Genomic DNA, 21,350 nt, shown 5'->3' with positions numbered 1-21,350 from the left:
GGACGCACATTCCGACGACCACTGACGACGAGGGACGGGCGAGCGCGTGGCCGAGGCGGCAGACTTCCAGGGGACCAGTGCCTCACCTGCCCGCCGCTGGCTGCGGCGCACCGGAGCCCTGCTCGCCGGAGCGCCCCTGCTGGCCGGACTGCTCCAGCTGCCCGGCGCCGGCCCCGCGCAGGCATCCTCCTCTTCCTCGGACAGGGTCTCCGTCGCCCTGGACTCGCTCAGCCCCAGCGTGCCCACCGATGGCGACACGGTCACCGTGTCGGGCACGGTGACGAACAACGGCAAGCAGACCGTCACCGACGCGCACGTGGGTCTGCACGTGGGCCTGCCGCTGAACACCCGCTCGTCGATCGACAGCATCGCCCAGCACTTCGACGACGTGCAGTTCGGCACAGGTTCAGAGGTCGGCGGCAAGTACGAGGAGAAGTTCGCCAAGCTGGCCCCGGGCGTAGCCGAGCACTTCAGCATCTCCGTCCCCGTGGACAAGCTCGACCTCGGCCAGGACGGGGTCTACGAGTTCGATGTCGCCCTCTTCGGCCAGACGTCCGATCAGCCGTGGGGCCGGGTGCTCGGGATTCAGCGCACGTTCCTGCCGTGGCAGCCCTCGGAACCCGACACCAAGACGAAGACGACCTTCCTGTGGCCGCTGCTCTCTTCGGTCCATATGACGGCCAGAACCGGCGCCGGTGAACTACAGACACCGATCTTCCTCAACGACGCCCTCGCCAAGGAGATCGCACCGGGTGGCCGGCTCTCCACGATGGTGGATCTGGGCAAGGCTCTCGACGTCACCTGGGTGATCGACCCCGACCTGCTGGCGTCCGTGGACGCCATGGCGGGCAACTACCGGCTCCCGGCCGGCGACGACACCACCACGCCCGCCCCCCGGCAGTCCCAGGCGCTCGCCAAGCAGTGGCTCGCCAAGCTGCAGAAGGCCGTGGCGGGCAAGGAGATCGTCGCGCTGCCCTTCGCCGACCCGGACCTGGCCTCCCTCGCGCACAACGGCACCAGCGTCACCGGCTCGCTCAGCCACCTCAAGGACGCCACCGACGTCGCCACCACCACCGTCAAGACGGTGCTCCACGTCACACCCAGCACCGACTTCGCCTGGCCCGTGGAAGGCGCCGTCGACCCGTCGATCATCAAGGTCGCCACCTCCGCCGGAGCGGACCGGGTGATCGCCCGCAGTGACAGCCTCCAGGAGACCGCCGGACTGCCCTACACGCCCTCCGCGGCCCGCCCGATCGGCGGCGGCACCACGGCCGTGGTCGCCGACGCCCGGCTGTCCAAGGCCTTCGAGGGCGACCTGACGAAGGCGGGCTCGGCCACACTCGCCGTGCAGCAGTTCCTCGCCCAGAGCCTGGCTCTGAACGCGCAGACGAACGAGGAACGCAGCATCGTCGTCGCTCCGCAGCGGATGCCGTCCACGAGTCAGGCGCAGGCCATGGCGGCGGCTGTGGAGGCGCTCGAGGGCGGGACCTGGACCGAGTCACAGGGCCTGACCGCGGCTGCGAAGGCCAAGCCCGACCCGAGCGCCACCACGCGCATCCCGTCGACGTCCGCGTACCCGTCCTCGCTGCGTCGGCACGAACTGCCGAGGAAGGCCTTCGCGCAGATCGCACGCACACAGGACAAGCTCGACAACTTCCAGGTCGTCCTCACCGACCAGTCCCGGGTCGTCACCCCCTTCGGGCGGGCCATAAACCGCGAGATGTCCACGTCGTGGCGGGGCCGTCGCACGGCGGCCCGCGTCTTCCGGGGCGGGGTGGAGGCCTGGCTGGACGACCTCGCCGACCAGGTCAAGCTGATCGACAAGTCGGAGACCAAGCTCTCCGGCCGCAGCGCCACCATCCCGGTGACCGTCCAGAACAACCTCGTCCAGCCTGTCGGCCACCTGGTCCTGCGGCTCACCTCGACCATGCCGACCCGCCTGAAGATCGGCGGCAAGGCCTACTACGAGCAGCCCGTCGAGGTCTCCGGCGGACACAGCCAGTCCGTGAAGTTCACCACCTCGGCCAACGCCAACGGCCGGGTCACCGTGATCGCCCAGCTGTACACCGAGGACGGCACGGAGTACGGGAAGGCCGTCAGCTTCGACGTGAAGGTCACCGAGGTCACCCCCACCGTCATGCTGGTCATCGGCGGCGGTGTGCTCCTTCTCGTCCTCGCCGGCTTCCGCATGTACACCCAGCGCAAGCGGGGTGCCGCCCGCCAGGCCGAGGACGACGGCCCCGACACGGCGGAGAAGGAAACCGACGAGCCCGGGAACCCGGACACGTCCGGAAACCGTCTCCCCGAGGAGTCCGACCCCGCGTCCGGGGCAGATGACCCGGAGCAGCAGAGTGACCATGGGCCGGACACCGCACCGGAAAACACCGACCCGTCCGGGACGGGTGAGAGAGTGGACCGTTGAGCGATGTCGTGGCAGCTGGGCCCGGGACGATGAGGTGGGGTAAGCATGAACGCGCCGTACGACGGTGAACGCGGCCAGGGCGCGGCCGGCTCGGGCTACCCCGGGACGCCGCCCGAGGCCGGCCAGGTGCCGCCGCAGCACGCGGCGGACATGTATCTCCAGGACGCCTACGACCAGGACCCCTACCGGGCGCAGGACCTGACCGCCCAGGACCCGGTCGCCGAGGCGCTGTACGACCGTGCCGCGCACCCGCCGCCGCCTCCGGGGACGTACGAGCAGCAGCAGCCGCTGTACGCCCCGCCGGCCCAGTCCCCGTACGCCCCCGATCCCCGGGTGTGGGCGCAGACCCCTGCACCGGAGCCAGAGGGTGCCACCCCCTACCTGCCGTACGGCGACGATCCGCGCACCACCCAGTTCGTGGGCGTGGACGACCTGGTCACACACTCCGGCGAGGAGCACCACGAGCCGGACGCCTTCGCGCACCTCTTCCGGGACCAGCATCAGGGCGGCGGATATCCGCAGGTGCAACCGCCGGCCGTCCCCGGCCCGGCTGCGGCGCCGGGCGCCGGGCAGGGCCCCCAGCAGACGAACCCCTACGCGGGCGCCCCCTACGCCCAGACCCCGTACCCGACCGCTCCCACCGCTGCCGCCACTCCCGCCGTTCCTGGCTTCGGGCAGCCGGTGCAGCCACCTGTACCGACCCCGGCCCCGGACCAGCCTCCGGCCGAGGTCCCCGCACCGGGTCCGTCAGGTCCCGCGAAGAAGGGCGGGAAGGCGTCCGGCCTGCTGAAGTCCAGCGCGGTCATGGCCGCGGGCACGATGGTCTCCCGCCTCACCGGCTTCATCCGCTCGGCGCTGATCGCCGCGGCGCTGGGCCTCGGCTTTCTGGCCGACTCCTTCCAGGTGGCCTACCAGCTGCCGACCATGATCTACATCCTCACCGTCGGCGGCGGACTCAACTCCGTGTTCGTCCCGCAGCTGGTGCGGTCCATGAAGGAGGACGAGGACGGCGGCGAGGCCTTCGCCAACCGGCTGCTGACCCTCGTGATGGTGGCGCTGGCCGCGCTGACCGGACTCGCGATGTTCGCGGCGCCACTGCTGGTGCGCCTGCTGTCGAACCCGGTCGCCAGCAACCCGGCGGCCAACGACGTCGCCGTCACCTTCACCCGCTACTTCCTGCCCTCGATCTTCTTCATGGGCATCCACGTGGTCATGGGCCAGATCCTCAACGCCCGAGGAAAGTTCGGCGCGATGATGTGGACCCCTGTCCTGAACAACATCGTCATCATCGTGACGCTCGGCATGTTCATCTGGGTCTACGGCACCGCCGCCAACTCCCACATGACGGTCAAGAACATCCCGCCGGAGGGCCAGCGCCTGCTGGGCATCGGCGTGCTGCTCGGCCTGGTCGTCCAGGCGCTGGCGATGATCCCGTACCTGCGCGAGACCGGCTTCCGGATCCGCCTGCGCTTCGACTGGAGAGGCCACGGCCTGGGCAAGGCCGCGATGCTCGCGAAGTGGACGGTCCTGTTCGTCCTCGCCAACCAGGCGGGCGCCATGGTCGTGACCCAGCTGTCCACCGCCGCGGGCAAGGACTCCGGCGTCGGCGGCACCAGCTTCGCGGCCTACGCCAATGCCCAGCTGATCTGGGGCCTGCCGCAGGCCATCATCACGGTGTCCCTCATGGCTGCGCTGCTGCCTCGCATCTCACGGTCGGCCGCCGAGGGCGACGGCGGCGCCGTCCGCGACGACATCTCCCAGGGCCTGCGCACCACCGCGGTCGCCATTGTGCCCATCGCCTTCGGCTTCCTCGCGCTCGGCATCCCGATGTGCACGCTGATCTTCGGCTCCGCGGGCACCGGCGACGCCACCAACATGGGCTACATGCTGATGGCCTTCGCCCTCGGCCTGATCCCGTACTCCGTGCAGTACGTCGTCCTGCGCGCCTTCTACGCCTACGAGGACACCCGCACGCCCTTCTACAACACCGTCATCGTGGCGGCGGTCAACGCGGGTGCCTCGGTGCTCTGCTACGTCCTGCTGCCGTCCCGCTGGGCGGTGGTCGGCATGGCCGGCGCCTACGGCCTCGCCTACGCCATCGGGGTGGGCGTCGCCTGGCGGCGGCTGCGCAAGCGGCTGGGCGGCGACCTGGACGGCGCACGGGTACTGCGGACGTACGCACGGCTCGGCATCGCCTCGGTGCCGGCGGCCCTGCTCAGCGGCGTGGCCTGCTACGGCATCGGGCGCACCCTCGGCCAGGGGGTCGTCGGCTCCTTCGCCGCGCTCCTCGTCGGCGGTGCGGTCCTGCTCGGCGTCTTCTTCGTCGCCGCCCGCCGCATGCGCATCGAGGAACTCAACTCGCTCGTGGGAATGGTCCGCGGACGACTGGGGCGCTGAGGCGGGGGTAGTCGCACAACCATCGCCCGCGGCTGTGTGTCGTGCATAGCAGCGGACTGTGGGCACAATTGGTTTCGGCGTCGGACAGCGCGCAACGGATGGGGAGGCAGGGACGACGGTGGCGGAACGGAGCACGGCTGCCGTCGACGTGGCAGACAACAGCGGTGACCAGCCGCTGACCGCCAAGGCGGACCAGTCCACGGCCGACGGGGTGGCCAAGAACCCGGAGCGGGACACGGACAGCGACGAAGCACAGGGAAGCGGCGGGACCGAGGGTCCCGGGAAGAAGTCCTCGCCCCCCGAACTGCACAGCGGTCACAAACTCGCCAGACGCTACCGCCTCGAGGAGTGCGTCACCCGTCTGGACGGATTCAGCAGCTGGCGTGCGGTCGACGAGAAACTCCGTCGTGCCGTCGGCGTCCACGTCCTGCCCGCGGACCATGCGCGCGCCCGCTCCGTCCTCGCCTCCGCCCGTTCTTCCGCGCTGCTCGGTGACCCGCGCTTCGTCCAGGTCCTCGATGCCGTCGAGGAGAACGACCTCGTGTACGTCGTGCACGAATGGCTGCCCGACGCCGTCGAACTGACCGCTCTGCTCGCGGCCGGACCGCTGGAGCCGCACGACGCCTACCAGATGGTCAGTCAGGTCGCCTCCGCCATGGCCGCCGCGCACCGCGAGGGCCTGGCCCATCTACGACTGAACCCCAACGCCGTCCTGCGCACGTCCACCGGCCAGTGGCGCATCCGCGGCCTCGCGGTGAACGCCGCGCTCCGCGGCGTCAGCTCCGACACCCCGCAGCGCACCGACACGGAGGCGATCGGCGCTCTGCTCTACGCGGCGCTGACCCAGCGCTGGCCGTACGAGAACGACGCCTACGGCCTGTCCGGGCTGCCCAAGGACGTCGGCCTGATCGCGCCCGACCAGGTGCGGGCCGGCGTCCACCGCGGCCTGTCCGAACTGGCCATGCGCGCCCTCGCCAACGACGGGGCGACCGCGTCCCGGCACGAGGCCCCGTGCACCACGCCCGAGGAACTCGTGAAGACGATCGGCGAGATGCCCCGCATCCGCCCGCCGGAGCCGGCGTTCACCGCACCGCCGGAGTACCAGCGCACGACCTACCAGCAGGGCACGTACGGCCGCCCCGCACCGCACCCGGGTGCCACGCAGCCGATCGCGCCTCCGCCGCCTCCGCTGCAGAGCCGCACCGGCAAGGTCCTGAAGTGGGCTGTCTCCGCCCTCCTCATCGCGGCCCTCGGCCTGGGAAGCTGGCAACTGGCGGACGCCCTGATGGGGCAGAAGGACAAGTCCGACGACACGAACAAGAGCCAGCAGACGGGCGACGGCGACAAGAACGGCACGAAGGCGAAGCTGACGCCGATAAAGATCCAGGACAGCCAGGAGTACATTGCCGAGGGCGGTGCCCAGCACCCCGCCGATGTCGACAAGACGTACGACGGCAGCACGTCGACGTACTGGCGGACAAGGACCTTCACCGCCGGTCCCGAGCTGGCGCCGTACAAGCCCGGCGTCGGCATCGTCTACGACCTCGGCTCGGCCCAGCATCTGAACACCGCCACGGTCGACCTGCGCTACTCCGGAGACCACACCACGGTCGAGCTGTACGCGGCCGATTCGCTGACACCGGGGCCGCTGAACTCGATGACCCGGCTCGGCAAAGCCACGACCACCGGCACCACCGCCACGGTGAAGCCCGGCAAGGCCGTGAAGACGCGTTACGTCCTGGTGTGGCTGACGGCCGTGCCGAACTCGGGTTACGACGCCGCCGCCTACGCCGGTGCCGGCTTCAAGCAGGCCATCACCGAAGTGAAGTTCACGGGCTGACGTCTCACCCGGAACCGGAGGGGACAGATGGCAGAGGGCGCCGCATACGACGGAGTGAGCGACCGGGATCTGCTCGCCCGCCATGTGGAGGGCGACCCCCAGGCTTTCGGGGAGATCGTGCGGCGGCACCGGGACCGGCTGTGGGCCGTGGCACTGCGGACGCTGAGGGACCACGAGGAGGCCGCCGACGCGGTGCAGGACGCGCTCATGTCGGCCTACCGGGCGGCCCACACCTTCCGGGGACAGTCGGCCGTCACCACCTGGCTGCACCGGATCACGGTCAACGCCTGCCTCGACCGCGCCCGCAAGGCCTCCTCGCGCAAGACCTCGCCGGTGGACGACACCGAGCGGCTGGAGCAGCTGCTCGAGCCGCATGAAGCGGCCTCTGCCCCGGCCGAGCGCAACGACGTGCACCGGCAGCTGCTCGAAGCCCTCGGCACGCTTCCCTACGAGCAGCGTGCCGCCCTGGTCCTCGTGGACATGCAGGGATACCCCGTGGCCGAGGCGGCCCGGATCCTCGACGTCCCGACGGGGACGGTGAAGAGCCGGTGCGCCCGGGGCAGAGCCAGACTTCTGCCCCTGCTCACCCATCTGCGCCCCGACGGCGCAGAGGCCGGAGAAGAACCCGGGTCGGGACGGAACCGGGTACACGGGACATCCGTCCCACCCGCAGCGGGACCGCAGGAAAGCCCCCCGGGCATGGGACCGAGCGATTCAGCCGTAGTGAAGGGCGGAGGTGGGCGAGCGTGACTTCCACGACGGACACGACCGGGCACCCGGACGTCACAGAGATCTCCGACCTCACCGAAGGCCTGCTGCCACCCTCACGGACCGCGGACATACGGCGCCATCTTGACGGCTGCGAGCTGTGCGCCGACGTCTATGCCTCCCTGGAGGAGATCCGGGGCCTGTTGGGGACGCTTCCGGGCCCGCCGCGTATGCCGGCAGACGTCGCCGGTCGTATCGACGCCGCCCTTGCCGCCGAAGCCTTGTTGAACGCCACCGCACCCGAAGACACCGACGGGACGGACGCAATCTCCCGTCCCGCCCGCTTCTCCGCCGGGAACGGCGCCGGACATGTTTCACGTGAAACATCGGCTCCGGCTGACCGGCCCGCCGGGCGGCCGCAGGCAGCGACCGGACCGGGGCGGAGGGGTTCAGGGCGCGGACGGCGGCGCGTCGGGGCCATCGTCCTTGGTGCCGCGCTCACCGCAGCTGTGCTCGGCGCCGGGACCTATGTCCTGCAGTCAGAGGGCGGCCACTCCTCCGATACAACTGCCCACGCAACGTCCAGCTCGTCCGCGGGCCCCTTCTCCGGGGAGAGTGTGCAGAAGCAGGTGCAGGAGCTGCTCGCCGCCAAGCAGGGCGCGCAGCAGGGGTCGGAGCGGTCGCGCGGCGTCGACTCGGGGAAGAACACGCCCGGCACGAGCGAGAGCGCACACACCCTGCTCCAGAGCCAGGTTGCGGTCCCCGAGTGTGTCCAGCAGGCGATCCATCGCAGCGACAGCGTGCTGGCCGCCAAGACCGGCAGGTACGCCGGAAAAAGCACCTACCTCGTCGTTCTGCCCGACACCCATGACAGCTCACGGGTCACGGCCTATGTCGTCGACGCGGCCTGCGTACTGCGGCATCCCGCCTCGCCGGGCAAGGTGCTTCTGAAGCAGTCCTTCGCTCATCCCTGAGTCCGGGACAGGAGCGTTCGGTCGCGCGTCCCTGAGTCTGCGTGTGCCCAGAGCCAGAGGGAATGCGAGCCCCTTAGGATCCGTTGGGTGGGGTGAGAGTTCTGAACAGTGCTCCCACCGGTCGACAGATGCAGACCAGAGACGAGGAATCAAGCCGTGAGCGACGTCCGTAACGTGATCATCATCGGCTCCGGGCCCGCAGGCTACACGGCGGCGCTCTACACCGCGCGCGCGTCGCTGAAGCCCCTGGTGTTCGAGGGCGCCGTCACCGCAGGTGGCGCGCTGATGAACACCACCGAGGTGGAGAACTTCCCGGGCTTCCGCGACGGCATCATGGGTCCCGAGCTGATGGACAACATGCGGACGCAGGCCGAGCGCTTTGGCGCCGAGCTGATCCCGGACGACATCGTCTCCGTCGACCTGACCGGTGAGATCAAGACCGTCACCGACACCGTGGGCACCGTCCACCGTGCGAAGGCCGTCATCGTCGCGACCGGCTCCCAGCACCGCAAGCTCGGTCTGCCGAACGAGGATGCGCTCTCCGGCCGTGGCGTCTCCTGGTGTGCCACCTGTGACGGGTTCTTCTTCAAGGACCAGGACATCGCCGTCATCGGTGGTGGTGACACCGCGATGGAGGAGGCCACCTTCCTCTCCCGGTTCGCCAAGTCCGTGACGATCGTCCACCGCCGTGACACCCTGCGCGCGTCCAAGGCGATGCAGGACCGAGCGTTCGCCGACCCGAAGATCAAGTTCGTCTGGGACAGCGAGGTCGCGGAGGTCCAGGGCGAGCAGAAGCTCTCCGGCCTGAAGCTGCGCAACGTCAAGACGGGCGAGCTGTCCGACCTGCCCGTGACGGGCCTGTTCATCGCCATCGGCCACGACCCGCGCACCGAGCTGTTCAAGGGCCAGCTGGACCTGGACGACGAGGGCTACCTGAAGGTCGCCTCGCCCTCCACCCGGACCAACCTGACCGGTGTCTTCGCCGCCGGCGACGTGGTCGACCACACCTACCGCCAGGCGATCACCGCGGCCGGCACCGGCTGCTCCTCCGCCCTCGACGCCGAGCGCTTCCTCGCGGCCCTCGCCGACGGGGACAACGCCTAGGCGAAGAGACCACCGACCGACTTCTTCCTTCCCTCCCCACCCCCAACGCATCAAGGTAAGGAGCCCGCCGTGGCCCTGAAGCAAGTGACCGACGCGACCTTCGAAGAGGACGTCCTCAAGAGCGGCAAGCCCGTCCTGGTGGACTTCTGGGCCGAGTGGTGCGGCCCGTGCCGCCAGATCGCCCCGTCCCTCGAGGCGATCGCCGCCGAGCACGGCGACAAGATCGAGATCGTCAAGCTCAACATCGACGAGAACCCGACGACGGCCGCCAAGTACGGCGTGATGTCCATCCCGACCCTGAACGTCTACCAGGGCGGTGAGGTCACCAAGACGATCGTCGGCGCCAAGCCGAAGGCCGCGCTTCTGCGTGACCTCGACGAGTTCATCGCCGAGTGACGTTTCACGTGAAACACGAATGGGCCAACCCCACGGGGATGGCCCATTCGCTTATGCCGCTGCACTGACCCCGCCCCTACAGCGGCCTCAGCACGGGCTCCTTCTGTACCGCTCCCAGGAGCCGGTCGAGTGCCAGCTCCACGTCCTGCTTCCAGGAAAGCGTGGATCGCAGCTCCAGCCGCAGCCGAGGGTGCGTGGGATGCTGCCTGACCGTCTTGAAGCCCACGGCCAGGAGATGCTCCGCGGGCAGCAGGCACGCGGGCTCCTTCCAGCGAGCGTCCCCGAACGCCTCGATCGCCTTGAAGCCGCGCCGCAGCAGATCCTTGGCGACCGTCTGGACCATCACCCGGCCGAGTCCCTGCCCCTGGTATCCAGGCATGATGAACGACGTGATGAGCTGAACCGCATCCGGTGAGACCGGGCTCGTGGGGAACGCCGCGGAGCGCGGCACATAGGCCGGGGGCGCATAGAGCACGAAGCCCACCGGGACGTCATCGACGTAGACCACCCGGCCGCACGATCCCCAGTCCAGCAGGACCGCGGAGATCCAGGCCTCCTTCTCCGGCGCGGCCGTGCCTCCTTTTACCGCCGCCTCTGCGCTGACAGGGTCCAGTTCCCAGAAGACGCACGAACGGCAACGCTGGGGAAGATCCTGAAGGTTGTCCAGCGTGAGCGGTACGAGCCGGCGCCCCATGAAGGCTGTTCCTCGCTTCCCTCGCCCGCGGCATCGCGAGCGGCTGTCGGAGCACTTCGATCCCTGAGCAGGTTGCCGACGAATCCACCGACCGCTCCGAGGCCCGGGACCGCGCTCACCAGTCCGGTGTGACTCATCGTTCGCATGGCCCCTGTTCCCCCGCTCGGAGATGCTGCCAGGTCGATGCGCCATACCTCGTTCGCATCGTATCCGCCATGCGATTGCCTCGATACCGCCTCAAAGCAAAGAGCGGACCGCGTTCCGGCACACACCGGACACGGCCCGCTCCTCCTCAGCCAGAGGCGTCCGGGGGTCAGACGTCGTCGTCCTCGGCCTCGACCTCCTGAAGGCCCTTCTGCAGGACCGGCCCCTCACCGGGGGCAAGGGTGCTGAGGATCCGCTCAAGGTCCTCCATGGAGGCGAACTCGACCGTGATCTTGCCCTTCTTCTGGCCCAGGTCGACCTTCACCCGGGTCTCGAAGCGGTCGGAAAGACGCGTCGCCAGGCTGCTCAGTGCCGGAGAGACCCGTGCACCGGCGCGCGGGCCCTTGGAGCGCTGGGTCGTCTGGGGACGCGAGCCCATCAAGGTCACGATCTCCTCGACGGCCCGCACGGACAGCCCCTCCGCCACGATGCGGTGGGCCAGCCGGTCCTGCTCCTCCGAGTCCTCGACGGACAGCAGCGCCCGCGCGTGTCCGGCGGAGAGCACCCCGGCGGCGACCCGACGCTGGACCGCCGGCGAGAGCTTCAGCAGACGCAGGGTGTTGGAGACCTGCGGACGGGAGCGACCGATCCGGTCGGCCAGCTGGTCGTGCGTGCAGTTGAAGTCCCGCAGCAGCTGGTCGTAGGCGGCTGCCTCCTCCAGCGGGTTCAGTTGGGCACGGTGCAGGTTCTCCAGCAGCGCGTCCAGAAGGAGCTTCTCGTCGTCCGTGGCCCGGACGATCGCCGGAATCGCCTCCAGGCCGGCCTCACGGCAGGCCCGCCAGCGCCGCTCGCCCATGATCAGCTCGTAGCGGGCCGGACCCAGCTGCCGGACGACGACGGGCTGGAGCAGGCCGACCTCCTTGATGGAGGTGACCAGCTCCTGGAGCGCGTCCTCGTCAAAGACCTCACGCGGCTGGCGCGGGTTCGGGGTGATCGCGTCGAGAGGGATCTCGGCGAAGTGGGCACCCATCGGAGGCACGGGCGTCTCCGTGGCAGGGGCCGCCGAGTGCTCCTCGGCTTCACGTGAGACCGACGGCAGCGTGGCCACCTTCGCCGCGGCCACCCCACGGTCGGCCGTCAGCCCCGGGACGGCGGCGGGAGACATGGACGCGCCACTCCCCATCGCGGTCGAGGCCGGGTTCTTCTCCGTCGGGGCAGCGGGGATCAGTGCGCCGAGACCACGGCCCAGCCCCCTCCGTCGCTCGCTCACTGGATCCCCTCCACCATGTTCGGGTTGTTCTGGGCGCCGTTGTTCTGGGCACCGATGTGGGCCTGGCTCGCGTCGTAGCTGATGCCGATGCCCTTGAGCGCGATTTCTCGGGCTGCCTCAAGATAGGAGAGAGCGCCGCTCGATCCTGGATCGTAGGTCAGCACCGTCTGCCCGTAGCTCGGCGCCTCGGAGATACGGACCGAGCGGGGAATGCTCGTCCGCAGCACCTCGTCGCCGAAGTGGGTGCGCACCTCTTCCGCGACCTGGGAGGCGAGACGCGTCCGGCCGTCGTACATGGTGAGCAGGATGGTCGACACATGCAGGGTGGGGTTGAGGTGCCCCCGCACCAGGTCGACGTTACGCAGCAGTTGGCCCAGGCCCTCCAATGCGTAGTACTCGCACTGGATGGGGATGAGGACCTCCTGGCCGGCGACCATCGCGTTGACGGTCAACAGACCGAGGGACGGCGGGCAGTCGATGAGGATGTAGTCCAGCGGCTGCTCGTACGCCTGGATCGCCCGCTGAAGTCGGCTCTCGCGAGCCACCAGCGACACCAACTCGATCTCCGCACCGGCGAGATCGATCGTAGCGGGGGCACAGAAGAGGCCCTCGACGTCCGTCACGGGCTGAACGACCTCGGCGAGAGGCCTGCTCTCCACCAATACGTCGTAGACAGAAGGGACTTCGGCGTGATGGTCGATTCCCAGAGCCGTGGACGCGTTGCCCTGTGGGTCGAGGTCGATCACCAGGACACGGGCACCGTGCAGAGCCAGCGAAGCAGCAAGGTTGACGGTCGTCGTCGTCTTGCCCACACCGCCCTTCTGGTTGGCGACCACGATGACTCGGGTCCGCTCAGGTCGCGGCAGGCCTGCACCGGCACGCCCCAACGCCTCTACCGCCAGTTGGGCAGCACGACCGATGGGAGTGTCGTCCATCGGGGACGGTGTTTCACGTGAAACATCCACCCCCATCGACTCGGTACGGGGACCGGGGACCGGATCGGTCATCGGTCCCGCGATGTTGGCGTCGGACCGCAAGGATTCACTCTCCTCGACTTCAGGCTCGCAATGAACAGAGCCTCCCATGCCTTCCTGGTCGTGAACCAGTGAGGCCTGGTGTTCTGTGGAGAAATCCACCTCTGTGGACAACTCCGTTGCTCCTCTGAGTGAACGGAGAGGTTTCCGGTCGCGAGGTTCGGCCGCGGCGCGGCCACGACTGATGATGCCCTGCAGCAGTGAGCGACGTTTCACGTGAAACACGATGCACAGCGCCGGCGACCGGACCTCCGCGACACTCCGGCTTGCGCAGGTTTGGCAGCTTGTGTGGAGTACGGCCCGTCGTCAGGACGGATCAGCGACGTCGGCGCACGCGACCGGCCCGAGCCGCCTTCGCCCGCTTCGCGGCGAACCGCACACCGCCCGGAGACTCCCCGACCTCGACCCGCACGACGGTGGACAGCGGGTCCACCACTCCCTCACCCACATGCAGGATGGACGTGGAGACCGCACCGAGCTTGCTGAGAGCCGTGGCCGCCGCCTTCAGCTCCTCCTCGGCGGTGTCGCCCTTGAGCGCGAGCATCTCGCCGTACGGGCGCAACAGCGGGATGCCCCATGTGGCCAGCCGGTCCAGCGGAGCCACAGCGCGGGCGGTCACCACATGCACCGGCGGCAGCTTGCCCATGACCTCCTCGGCACGCCCCCGCACGACGGTGACATGCTTCAGGCCGAGCAGCTCGACGACCTCGGTGAGGAAGTTGGTGCGCCGCAGCAAGGGCTCCAGCAGGGTGATGTTCAGGTCGTCCCGGACCAGGGCCAGCGGGATGCCCGGCAACCCGGCGCCCGATCCGACGTCGCACACCGTCACCCCCTCCGGAACGGCCTCCGAGAGCACCGCGCAGTTCAGCAGGTGCCGCTCCCACAGACGGGGGACCTCCCGCGGGCCGATCAGACCCCGCTGCACGCCCGCCTCGGCGAGCAGCTCCGCATAGCGGACCGCATCGGCGAAGCGATCACCAAACACTTCCCGCGCCTGCTCGGGCGCGGGGGGAAGCTCCGCTTCCTCCGTCACGGGGACCGTCCTTCCGTACAGCGCCGACGCTCCGCGCGTCGGCCACCAGAACTACCAGGCTGACAAAGTTCGGCCCCGTCTGCGCTACAGACGGGGCCGGTGAAACGTGGGACCGATCAGGCGGGCAGCACGACGACGAACCGCTGCGGCTCCTCGCCCTCGGACTCGCTGCGCAGTCCGGCGGCCTTGACCGCGTCGTGCACGACCTTGCGCTCGAACGGGGTCATCGGCTTGAGCTTCACGGACTCGCCGGTGCTCTTGGCCTCGGCCGCCGCCTTGGCACCCAGCTCGGACAGCTCGGCCCGCTTCTTGGCCCGGTAGCCCGCGATGTCCAGCATCAGCCGACTGCGGTCGCCGGTCTCCCGGTGCACAGCCAGGCGCGTCAGCTCCTGCAGCGCCTCCAGCACCTCGCCGTCACGGCCGACCAGCTTCTGCAGGTCACGGCTGCCGGTGTCGCTGATGATCGACACAGCGGCGCGGTCGGCCTCGACGTCCATGTCGATGTCGCCGTCGAGGTCGGCGATGTCCAGCAGACCCTCCAGGTAGTCCGCCGCGATCTCGCCCTCCTGCTCCAGGCGGGTGAGGGTGTCTTCACCCTCGGCAGCGGCGGAGGTGGTGCCTTCCGTCACGGGATGGGCTCCTTCTTACTTCTTGGACGGGGACTTGGGCCGCTGCGGGCCACCCTTGCGCTGCCCGGACTGGGCCCTGCTGCGGGTGCCGGAGCCGGGCTTCGACGACTCCTGAACAGCGGCGGGCTTGGCGTCCTGCGGCTCGTCGGACTTCTCCAGCGAGGGGGACTCGGTGTCGCCCGCCTGCTTGGACCCGCCGGACTGACGCTGAGCCTTGGTCTGACGCTTGGGCTGCTGGCGCCGGACCGCGGTGGCGGTGGCCGTGGTGGTGGTCGTGCCGCCGTCCTCGGTCTGCAGCACAGCCTGGCCCTCACTCTTCACCACGGTGCCGTCGGCCTGGGCGGCAAAACCGGCCTTGCTCAGGCCGTTGATGAACTTCCGCTCGAACTCGTTGCGGTCGCGGCCCTTGGCGACGATGGCCTTGACGATGGCCTTCTCGCTGCGCCGGCGGACCTTGCCGTGGTGCGTGACGTGCTTGGTCAGGCGCTCCAGGTAGGCGGCCTGCGCCTTGGAACCCGGGGTCGGGTTGTTGTGGATGACGTACATCTGCTGGCCCATGGTCCACACGTTCGTGGTCAGCCAGTAGACGAGGACACCGACGGGGAACCGGATGCCGAAGAAGGCGAACATGATGGGGAAGACGTACATCAGCATCTTCTGCTGCTGCATGAACGGCGTCTTCACCGTGGTGTCGACGTTCTTCGTCATCAGCTGGCGCTGCGTGTAGAACTGCGACGCCGACATCAGGATGATCATGACCGCGGTGACGACGCGGATGTCCGTCAGCGAGGCGCCGAGCCGCGCGGCCGTGTCGGCGCTGTCCAGGAACTTCGCGGCCAGCGGGGCGCCGAAGATGTGCGCCTGGTGCGCACTGTCCAGCAGCTTCCCGTCGATGACACCGACCTTCTTCTGGCCCGCGATGCCGTTGAGCACGTGGTACAGGGCGAAGAAGAACGGGGACTGCGCGAGGATGGGAAGGCACGAGGACAGCGGGTTGGTGCCCGCGTCCTTGTACAGCTTCATCATCTCTTCGGACTGGCGCTGCCGGTCGTTCTTGTAGCGCTCCTGGATCTTCTTCATCTCCGGCTGGAGCGTCTGCATTGCGCGCGTCGCCTTGATCTGCTTCACGAAGAGCGGGATCAGGCAGATGCGGATCAGAATCACCAGGGACACGATGGACAAGCCCCAGGCCCACCCGGTGTCAGGGCCGAAGATCGCGCCGTACACGGTGTGGAACTGGACGATGACCCATGAAACGGGTGTCGTGATGAAGCTGAAGAGGCTGGCAATCGTGTCCACTAATCATGCTCCTTGGGCATGGGACGAGGTCTCTGCGGCCGGGCTCGAAGGAAGCTCGGATGAAGACTTCTCCTCGGTGGCCGGTTCGGCGGCGGAGGGCCCGCCCTTGCGTGCGCGCCAGGCGTCGCGCAGCATCTCGTGCCACCGCGGACGCTTGCGCGGCGGAACATGGTCCACCCCGCCGAGCGACCACGGGTTGCACCGGAGGATGCGCCAGGCGGTGAGCGCTGTTCCCTTGATCGCACCGTGCCGGTCGATGGCCGTGTAGCCATAGTGGGAGCACGACGGGTAGTACTTGCACACCGGCCCCAGCAGTGGACTGATCGTCCACTGGTACAGCTTGATCAGGGCCAGCAGTGGGTACTTCATCGCGCGCCCCCTCCCAGCAGCCGCTGAACGGCGGCATCGAGGTCTTGGGCCAGCTGTGCGTGGTCCGCGTCACCCGCTCCGGGCAACGCTCGTACGACTACCAGGCTACCGGGGGGGAAGAGGACGACTCGGTCACGCATCAGATGGCGCAGTCTGCGCTTCACTTTGTTGCGCACCACCGCACCACCCACAGCCTTGCTCACGACGAAACCCGCACGCGTCGGGGGAGCGCTCTCCCCAGGCGCGTGCGGGTCCGTGGCACCGCTACGAAGGTGGACGACGAGGGTCGGGCGGCCTGCCCGGCGACCCCGTCGTACCGCGGTCGCGAAGTCCTCGCGCCGCCTCAGCCGGTTCTCGGTGGGCAGCACGACGTCATGACCTGACCGGGATCAGGCGGACAGACGGGCGCGACCCTTGCTACGGCGGGACGCGAGAATCGCGCGGCCGGCACGGGTGCGCATACGCAGCCGGAAGCCGTGGGTCTTCGCGCGACGACGGTTGTTCGGCTGGAAGGTGCGCTTGCTCACTCGGGGGCTCCAGAAAGAATCAGTAGTGGCGGGTGGCCGTCCTGGCTGTCACCGTGCGCCCACGAGAAGCTCGCGTCACGCCCGAGTGCACCGCTTACCGATCACCTGAAGTGACCTGTGCCCATCGGAGGCAGGCGGCAGCAGCCATCGACAACTCGACTTGGTTACGGTACGCGGGGCTGCGCCATCCGGTCAAACCGGGGCCGCTGAGAGACACTGTCCACAGGCTGGGGACAACAACTTGAACCGCACCCGCCGCGCTGACTACCGTGGATGAACTCCGATTCGTTCCCTTATCCCCAACCGACCTGATATCCCGACCCGTCCACGAACCACACGTTCGTGGGACCTGTGAGAGAGCGTGCCCTGTGGCTGACGTACCTGCCGATCTTGCCGCAGTGTGGCCACGAGTTCTGGACCAGCTCCTCGGGGACGGCCGCGGACAGGGTGTCGAGGCGAAGGACGAGCACTGGATCCGGCGCTGCCAGCCGCTTGCGCTGGTCGCGGACACCGCTCTGCTCGCCGTACCGAACGAATTCGCGAAGGGGGTACTGGAGGGCCGCCTCGCGCCGATCGTCAGCGAGACGCTGAGCCGCGAGTGCGGCCGGCCCATCCGTATCGCCATCACCGTGGACGACTCCGCGGGCGAGCCGCCGGCTCCCGCCGCACCGCCGGTCCCGCAGTCGCAGCCCCGCTACGAGGAGCCGCGGTACGAGGAGACCCGGTACGAAGAGACCCGGTACGAGGAGCCGGAGCTGCCCTCCGGACCGTACGAGGGCTACGGTCGCCACCGCGCCGCCGACCAGCTCCCCGGCCCGGACCCGGTGTCCCGCCCGGACCAGCTCCCGGCCGTCCGCCCGGCATACCCGTCCGAGTACCAGCGCCCCGAGCCCGGCGCCTGGCCGCGCCCCGCGCAGGACGATTACCGCCAGGACGATTACCGCAAGGACGAGTACAGCTGGCAGCAGCCGCGGCTCGGCTTCCCGGAACGGGATCCGTACGCCTCGCCGTCGCAGGATCCGTACGGCACCCCGGCGCAGGACTACCGCACGCCCGGCATGGACCGCCCGTCGTACGAGCAGCAGCGCGGCGAGTACGACTCGGCGCGCACGGGGTACGACGCACGCCCGGACTACGAATCCGCGCGCTCCGAGTACGACCAGCGTGATCCCGGCCGCCGTGACCTGACCGAGCAGCCGGGCGGGGCCGGTCCGGCGCACCGCGCGGGCACCGGCCGCCCGGACGCGCCGACGTCGGGCGGCCCCGGTCCGCTGGCCGGGCAGTCGGCGACGGGCGGTTCCGGCGAGCCGACGGCACGGCTCAACCCGAAGTACCTCTTCGACACGTTCGTCATCGGCGCCTCCAACCGCTTCGCGCACGCCGCCGCGGTGGCCGTCGCCGAGGCGCCGGCCAAGGCGTACAACCCCCTGTTCATCTACGGGGAGTCGGGGCTCGGCAAGACGCACCTGCTGCACGCCATCGGGCACTACGCGCGCAGCCTCTACCCGGGCACGCGGGTGCGGTACGTCAGCTCCGAGGAGTTCACCAACGAGTTCATCAACTCCATCCGCGACGGCAAGGGCGACAGCTTCCGCAAGCGCTACCGCGAGATGGACATCCTGCTCGTCGACGACATCCAGTTCCTCGCGGACAAGGAGTCGACGCAGGAGGAGTTCTTCCACACCTTCAACACGCTCCACAACGCGAACAAGCAGATCGTGCTGTCCTCCGACCGGCCGCCCAAGCAGCTGGTCACGCTGGAGGACCGGCTGCGGAACCGGTTCGAGTGGGGTCTGATCACCGACGTCCAGCCGCCCGAGCTGGAGACGCGTATCGCGATCCTGCGCAAGAAGGCGGTACAGGAGCAGCTCAACGCCCCGCCGGAGGTGCTGGAGTTCATCGCCTCCCGGATCTCGCGGAACATCCGTGAGCTGGAGGGCGCGCTGATCCGTGTGACGGCCTTCGCATCGCTCAACCGGCAGCCCGTGGACCTGGGCCTGACCGAGATCGTCCTGAAGGATCTGATCCCGGGCGGCGAGGACAGCGCGCCCGAGATCACCGCGACGGCCATCATGGCGGCCACCGCCGACTACTTCGGGCTGACCGTGGAGGACCTGTGCGGCACCTCCCGGGGGCGCGCGCTGGTCACGGCCCGGCAGATCGCCATGTACCTGTGCCGCGAGCTGACCGATCTGTCGCTGCCGAAGATCGGCGCGCAGTTCGGCGGTCGCGACCACACGACCGTCATGCACGCCGACCGCAAGATCCGCGCGCTGATGGCCGAGCGGCGCTCGATCTACAACCAGGTGACCGAGCTGACGAACCGCATCAAGAACGGCTGACCAGGAACAGCTGACCAGGAACGGCAAGCCAGGACCGGCAGGCCAAGAAGGCCGGCCGCCGGCCGTACCGCCGCGCTGAGGGCGCCCCAGGGAACCTCCCGGGGCGCCTTTTCGCGTGCGGAGGGGCGGCCCGTGAGGCTCCGGGCAGCGGATGAAGCACCGCGCCACCGCCACCCGCTGTTCGATTAACTGCCTGGTTACGGCCACCCTCCACAGATTCGGTGACTTTCTGCCGTCCACACCCTGGGGACTGTGGAGTTGTCCCGAACTGTGTCCACAGGGAGGTTGCCCACTGCGCGTCCTCCCAGCTCAGCCGCCTGTGGAATCGTGGACGGAGGATCTCCACAGACTGTGGACGAAGAGAGGATCCACAGGCTGGGGACGAAGTTTTCCACGGGGAACCCACAGGCTGAGGCGGCTTGTCCCCAGCGATGCCCGGCTTCTCCACACGGCTGTCCACTGTTCGGCAACGCCAGGCACCCGCTCACCGCGTCGAGTGAAAGGCGTCACACGAAGATGCTGGATTGGGGTGTGGGCAACGTGGGTAAATCTGGGGACGCAGCTGGGGAGAACTGCCCCCGGGCTGTGGGCGGAGTGTGCAGAACTTTCTGTTCTCCACAGACACCCCCGGTTGTCCACGGGCCCCACCCACAGGGCCGGTGGATAAAAATCCCACTCTGAGCTGGGAAAACGGGGTTATCCACGGTATCCACAGGCCCTACTACTACTCCCGACTAGAGATAGCTCGGCAATCGTTTTGAAGCGGGACCTGTGCACAACTCGCCCCGTCGAGCCCGGCTGCCCCTCCGGCCGACTTGACCCCGACGGGCACCTGCTGTCAGTGCGGTGCGTCAGACTGGTCCCCGGTGTCCTTCCCGTCGCGGTGGGCGGTGACACCGAGTCGGAGGACTCAGTAGCAACAGCAGGAGGCGGCTTACGGTGAAGATCCGGGTGGAACGCGACGTACTCGCGGAGGCAGTGGCCTGGGCGGCACGCAGCCTCCCGGCCCGTCCGCCGGCGCCTGTCCTCGCCGGCCTGCTGCTCAAGGCCGAGGACGGCCAGCTGAGCCTGTCGAGCTTCGACTACGAGGTCTCCGCGCGTGTGAGTGTCGAGGCCGAGGTCGAGGAGGAGGGCACCGTCCTCGTCTCCGGCCGCCTGCTCGCCGACATCTCCCGCGCCCTGCCCAACCGTCCGGTGGAGATTTCCACAGACGGTGTACGGGCGACCGTGGTCTGCGGCTCCTCCCGCTTCACCCTCCACACCCTCCCTGTGGAGGAGTACCCGGCGCTGCCGCAGATGCCGAGCGCGACGGGCACCGTGCCCGGCGAGGTCTTCGCCGCCGCGGTGTCCCAGGTGGCCATCGCCGCCGGCCGTGACGACACGCTCCCGGTGCTCACCGGTGTGCGCATCGAGATCGAGGGCGACACGGTCACCCTCGCCTCCACCGACCGCTACCGCTTCGCGGTCCGTGAGTTCCTCTGGAAGCCGGAGAACCCCGACGCCTCCGCGGTCGCCCTGGTCCCGGCCAAGACGCTGCTGGACACCGCCAAGTCCCTCGGCGCGGGCGACAGCGTCACGCTGGCGCTGTCCGGCTCCGGCGCGGGCGAGGGCCTGATCGGTTTCGAGGGTGCGGGCCGGCGTACGACCACGCGGCTGCTCGAGGGCGACCTGCCGAAGTACCGCACGCTGTTCCCGACGGAGTTCAACTCCGTGGCCGTGATCGAGACCGCCCCCTTCGTGGAGGCCGTCAAGCGTGTGGCCCTGGTTGCCGAGCGCAACACCCCGGTGAGGCTCAGCTTCGAGCAGGGCGTGCTGATCCTGGAGGCCGGCTCCAGCGACGACGCACAGGCTGTGGAAAGGGTCGACGCCCAGCTGGAGGGCGACGACATCTCGATCGCCTTCAACCCGACGTTCCTGCTGGACGGCCTGAGCGCCATCGACTCCCCGGTGGCCCAGCTGTCGTTCACCACGTCCACGAAGCCGGCGCTGCTCAGCGGCAAGCCGGCGGTCGACGCGGAGGCGGACGACGCGTACAAGTACCTGATCATGCCGGTGCGGCTCAGCGGCTGATTGCGTCCACAGGCTGTGGGCAACTGAGCAAAGTCCCAGGTGAGGGCATACGTATGAGCGCGTATGCCCACAGCTGTGCGCGAGGGGTCGCGGCTAGG

General features: G+C 69.1%; 18 protein-coding genes. 9 read left to right on the top strand and 9 right to left on the bottom strand.

From position 1 onward, the window contains the following. Nucleotides 1-46: 46 nt before the first annotated feature. From K7G59_RS10755 to trxA, 7 genes are all read left to right on the top strand, one after another. Nucleotides 47-2,422, top strand: coding sequence for a DUF6049 family protein (locus tag K7G59_RS10755; RefSeq protein ID WP_225832710.1), 2,376 nt, complete (start codon nucleotides 47-49; stop codon nucleotides 2,420-2,422). Nucleotides 2,423-2,467: 45 nt separating this feature from the next. Further along, nucleotides 2,468-4,819 carry a murein biosynthesis integral membrane protein MurJ gene (gene murJ / locus K7G59_RS10750; RefSeq protein WP_225832709.1) on the top strand — a complete coding sequence of 784 codons (2,352 nt, stop codon included), beginning with the start codon at nucleotides 2,468-2,470 and terminating at the stop codon, nucleotides 4,817-4,819. A 118-nt stretch (nucleotides 4,820-4,937) separates the two neighbouring features. Next, the gene (locus K7G59_RS10745; RefSeq protein WP_225832706.1) at nucleotides 4,938-6,659 is read left to right on the top strand and encodes a protein kinase family protein; all 1,722 of its coding nucleotides are present in this window, start codon (nucleotides 4,938-4,940) and stop codon (nucleotides 6,657-6,659) included. 27 nt (nucleotides 6,660-6,686) lie between these two features. Then, nucleotides 6,687-7,409, top strand: a complete 723-nt coding sequence (sigM, locus tag K7G59_RS10740) for an RNA polymerase sigma factor SigM (RefSeq protein ID WP_225832703.1) — start codon at nucleotides 6,687-6,689, stop codon at nucleotides 7,407-7,409. A 575-nt stretch (nucleotides 7,410-7,984) separates the two neighbouring features. Continuing rightward, a complete protein-coding gene (locus K7G59_RS34980) occupies nucleotides 7,985-8,341 on the top strand; it encodes a hypothetical protein (RefSeq protein WP_308295013.1) in 357 nt (118 codons plus the stop codon). A 156-nt stretch (nucleotides 8,342-8,497) separates the two neighbouring features. Then, nucleotides 8,498-9,445, top strand: coding sequence for a thioredoxin-disulfide reductase (gene trxB / locus K7G59_RS10730; RefSeq protein WP_225832698.1), 948 nt, complete (start codon nucleotides 8,498-8,500; stop codon nucleotides 9,443-9,445). A 69-nt stretch (nucleotides 9,446-9,514) separates the two neighbouring features. Then, nucleotides 9,515-9,841 carry a thioredoxin gene (gene trxA / locus K7G59_RS10725; protein WP_308295012.1) on the top strand — a complete coding sequence of 109 codons (327 nt, stop codon included), beginning with the start codon at nucleotides 9,515-9,517 and terminating at the stop codon, nucleotides 9,839-9,841. Between the two features lie 76 nt (nucleotides 9,842-9,917). Here trxA and K7G59_RS10720 read toward each other — a convergent pair whose 3' ends face one another. From K7G59_RS10720 to rpmH, 9 genes are all read right to left on the bottom strand, one after another. After that, nucleotides 9,918-10,535 (bottom strand): GNAT family N-acetyltransferase, encoded by a 618-nt coding sequence (locus tag K7G59_RS10720; RefSeq protein ID WP_225832695.1) that lies wholly within the window; start codon nucleotides 10,533-10,535, stop codon nucleotides 9,918-9,920. A 313-nt stretch (nucleotides 10,536-10,848) separates the two neighbouring features. Next, a complete protein-coding gene (locus tag K7G59_RS10715) occupies nucleotides 10,849-11,949 on the bottom strand; it encodes a ParB/RepB/Spo0J family partition protein (RefSeq protein WP_225832693.1) in 1,101 nt (366 codons plus the stop codon). Then, a complete protein-coding gene (locus K7G59_RS10710) occupies nucleotides 11,946-13,034 on the bottom strand; it encodes a ParA family protein (RefSeq protein WP_308295018.1) in 1,089 nt (362 codons plus the stop codon). The genes K7G59_RS10715 and K7G59_RS10710 overlap by 4 nt, the downstream gene beginning before the upstream one ends. A 265-nt stretch (nucleotides 13,035-13,299) precedes the next feature. Beyond that, nucleotides 13,300-14,016, bottom strand: a complete 717-nt coding sequence (rsmG, locus tag K7G59_RS10705; protein WP_225832690.1) for a 16S rRNA (guanine(527)-N(7))-methyltransferase RsmG — start codon at nucleotides 14,014-14,016, stop codon at nucleotides 13,300-13,302. A 116-nt stretch (nucleotides 14,017-14,132) separates the two neighbouring features. Then, complete coding sequence (locus tag K7G59_RS10700) at nucleotides 14,133-14,645, bottom strand: R3H domain-containing nucleic acid-binding protein (protein ID WP_225832688.1); 513 nt, start codon at nucleotides 14,643-14,645, stop codon at nucleotides 14,133-14,135. A gap of 15 nt (nucleotides 14,646-14,660) precedes the next feature. Next, nucleotides 14,661-15,944 (bottom strand): membrane protein insertase YidC, encoded by a 1,284-nt coding sequence (gene yidC / locus K7G59_RS10695; RefSeq protein WP_225832685.1) that lies wholly within the window; start codon nucleotides 15,942-15,944, stop codon nucleotides 14,661-14,663. A gap of 3 nt (nucleotides 15,945-15,947) precedes the next feature. After that, nucleotides 15,948-16,313: a membrane protein insertion efficiency factor YidD gene (yidD, locus tag K7G59_RS10690; RefSeq protein ID WP_225832682.1), complete on the bottom strand. Its 366-nt coding sequence runs from the start codon at nucleotides 16,311-16,313 to the stop codon at nucleotides 15,948-15,950. Then, on the bottom strand, nucleotides 16,310-16,681 hold the full coding sequence (gene rnpA / locus K7G59_RS10685) for a ribonuclease P protein component (protein WP_225832680.1): 372 nt from the start codon (nucleotides 16,679-16,681) through the stop codon (nucleotides 16,310-16,312). The genes yidD and rnpA overlap by 4 nt, the downstream gene beginning before the upstream one ends. Before the next feature lie 21 nt (nucleotides 16,682-16,702). Continuing rightward, nucleotides 16,703-16,840 (bottom strand): 50S ribosomal protein L34, encoded by a 138-nt coding sequence (rpmH, locus tag K7G59_RS10680; RefSeq protein WP_003956500.1) that lies wholly within the window; start codon nucleotides 16,838-16,840, stop codon nucleotides 16,703-16,705. A 368-nt stretch (nucleotides 16,841-17,208) separates the two neighbouring features. On the opposite strand from rpmH, the gene dnaA reads away from it, so the two are divergent. After that, nucleotides 17,209-19,182, top strand: coding sequence for a chromosomal replication initiator protein DnaA (dnaA, locus tag K7G59_RS10675; RefSeq protein ID WP_225832678.1), 1,974 nt, complete (start codon nucleotides 17,209-17,211; stop codon nucleotides 19,180-19,182). Between the two features lie 939 nt (nucleotides 19,183-20,121). Further along, nucleotides 20,122-21,252 (top strand): DNA polymerase III subunit beta, encoded by a 1,131-nt coding sequence (dnaN, locus tag K7G59_RS10670; RefSeq protein ID WP_225832675.1) that lies wholly within the window; start codon nucleotides 20,122-20,124, stop codon nucleotides 21,250-21,252. The last annotated feature ends 98 nt before the right edge of the window (nucleotides 21,253-21,350 follow it).

Source organism: Streptomyces sp. NK08204, assembly GCF_020400585.1.
Lineage (GTDB): Bacteria > Actinomycetota > Actinomycetes > Streptomycetales > Streptomycetaceae > Streptomyces.
This window is presented reverse-complemented; position numbering and strand designations above follow the sequence as displayed.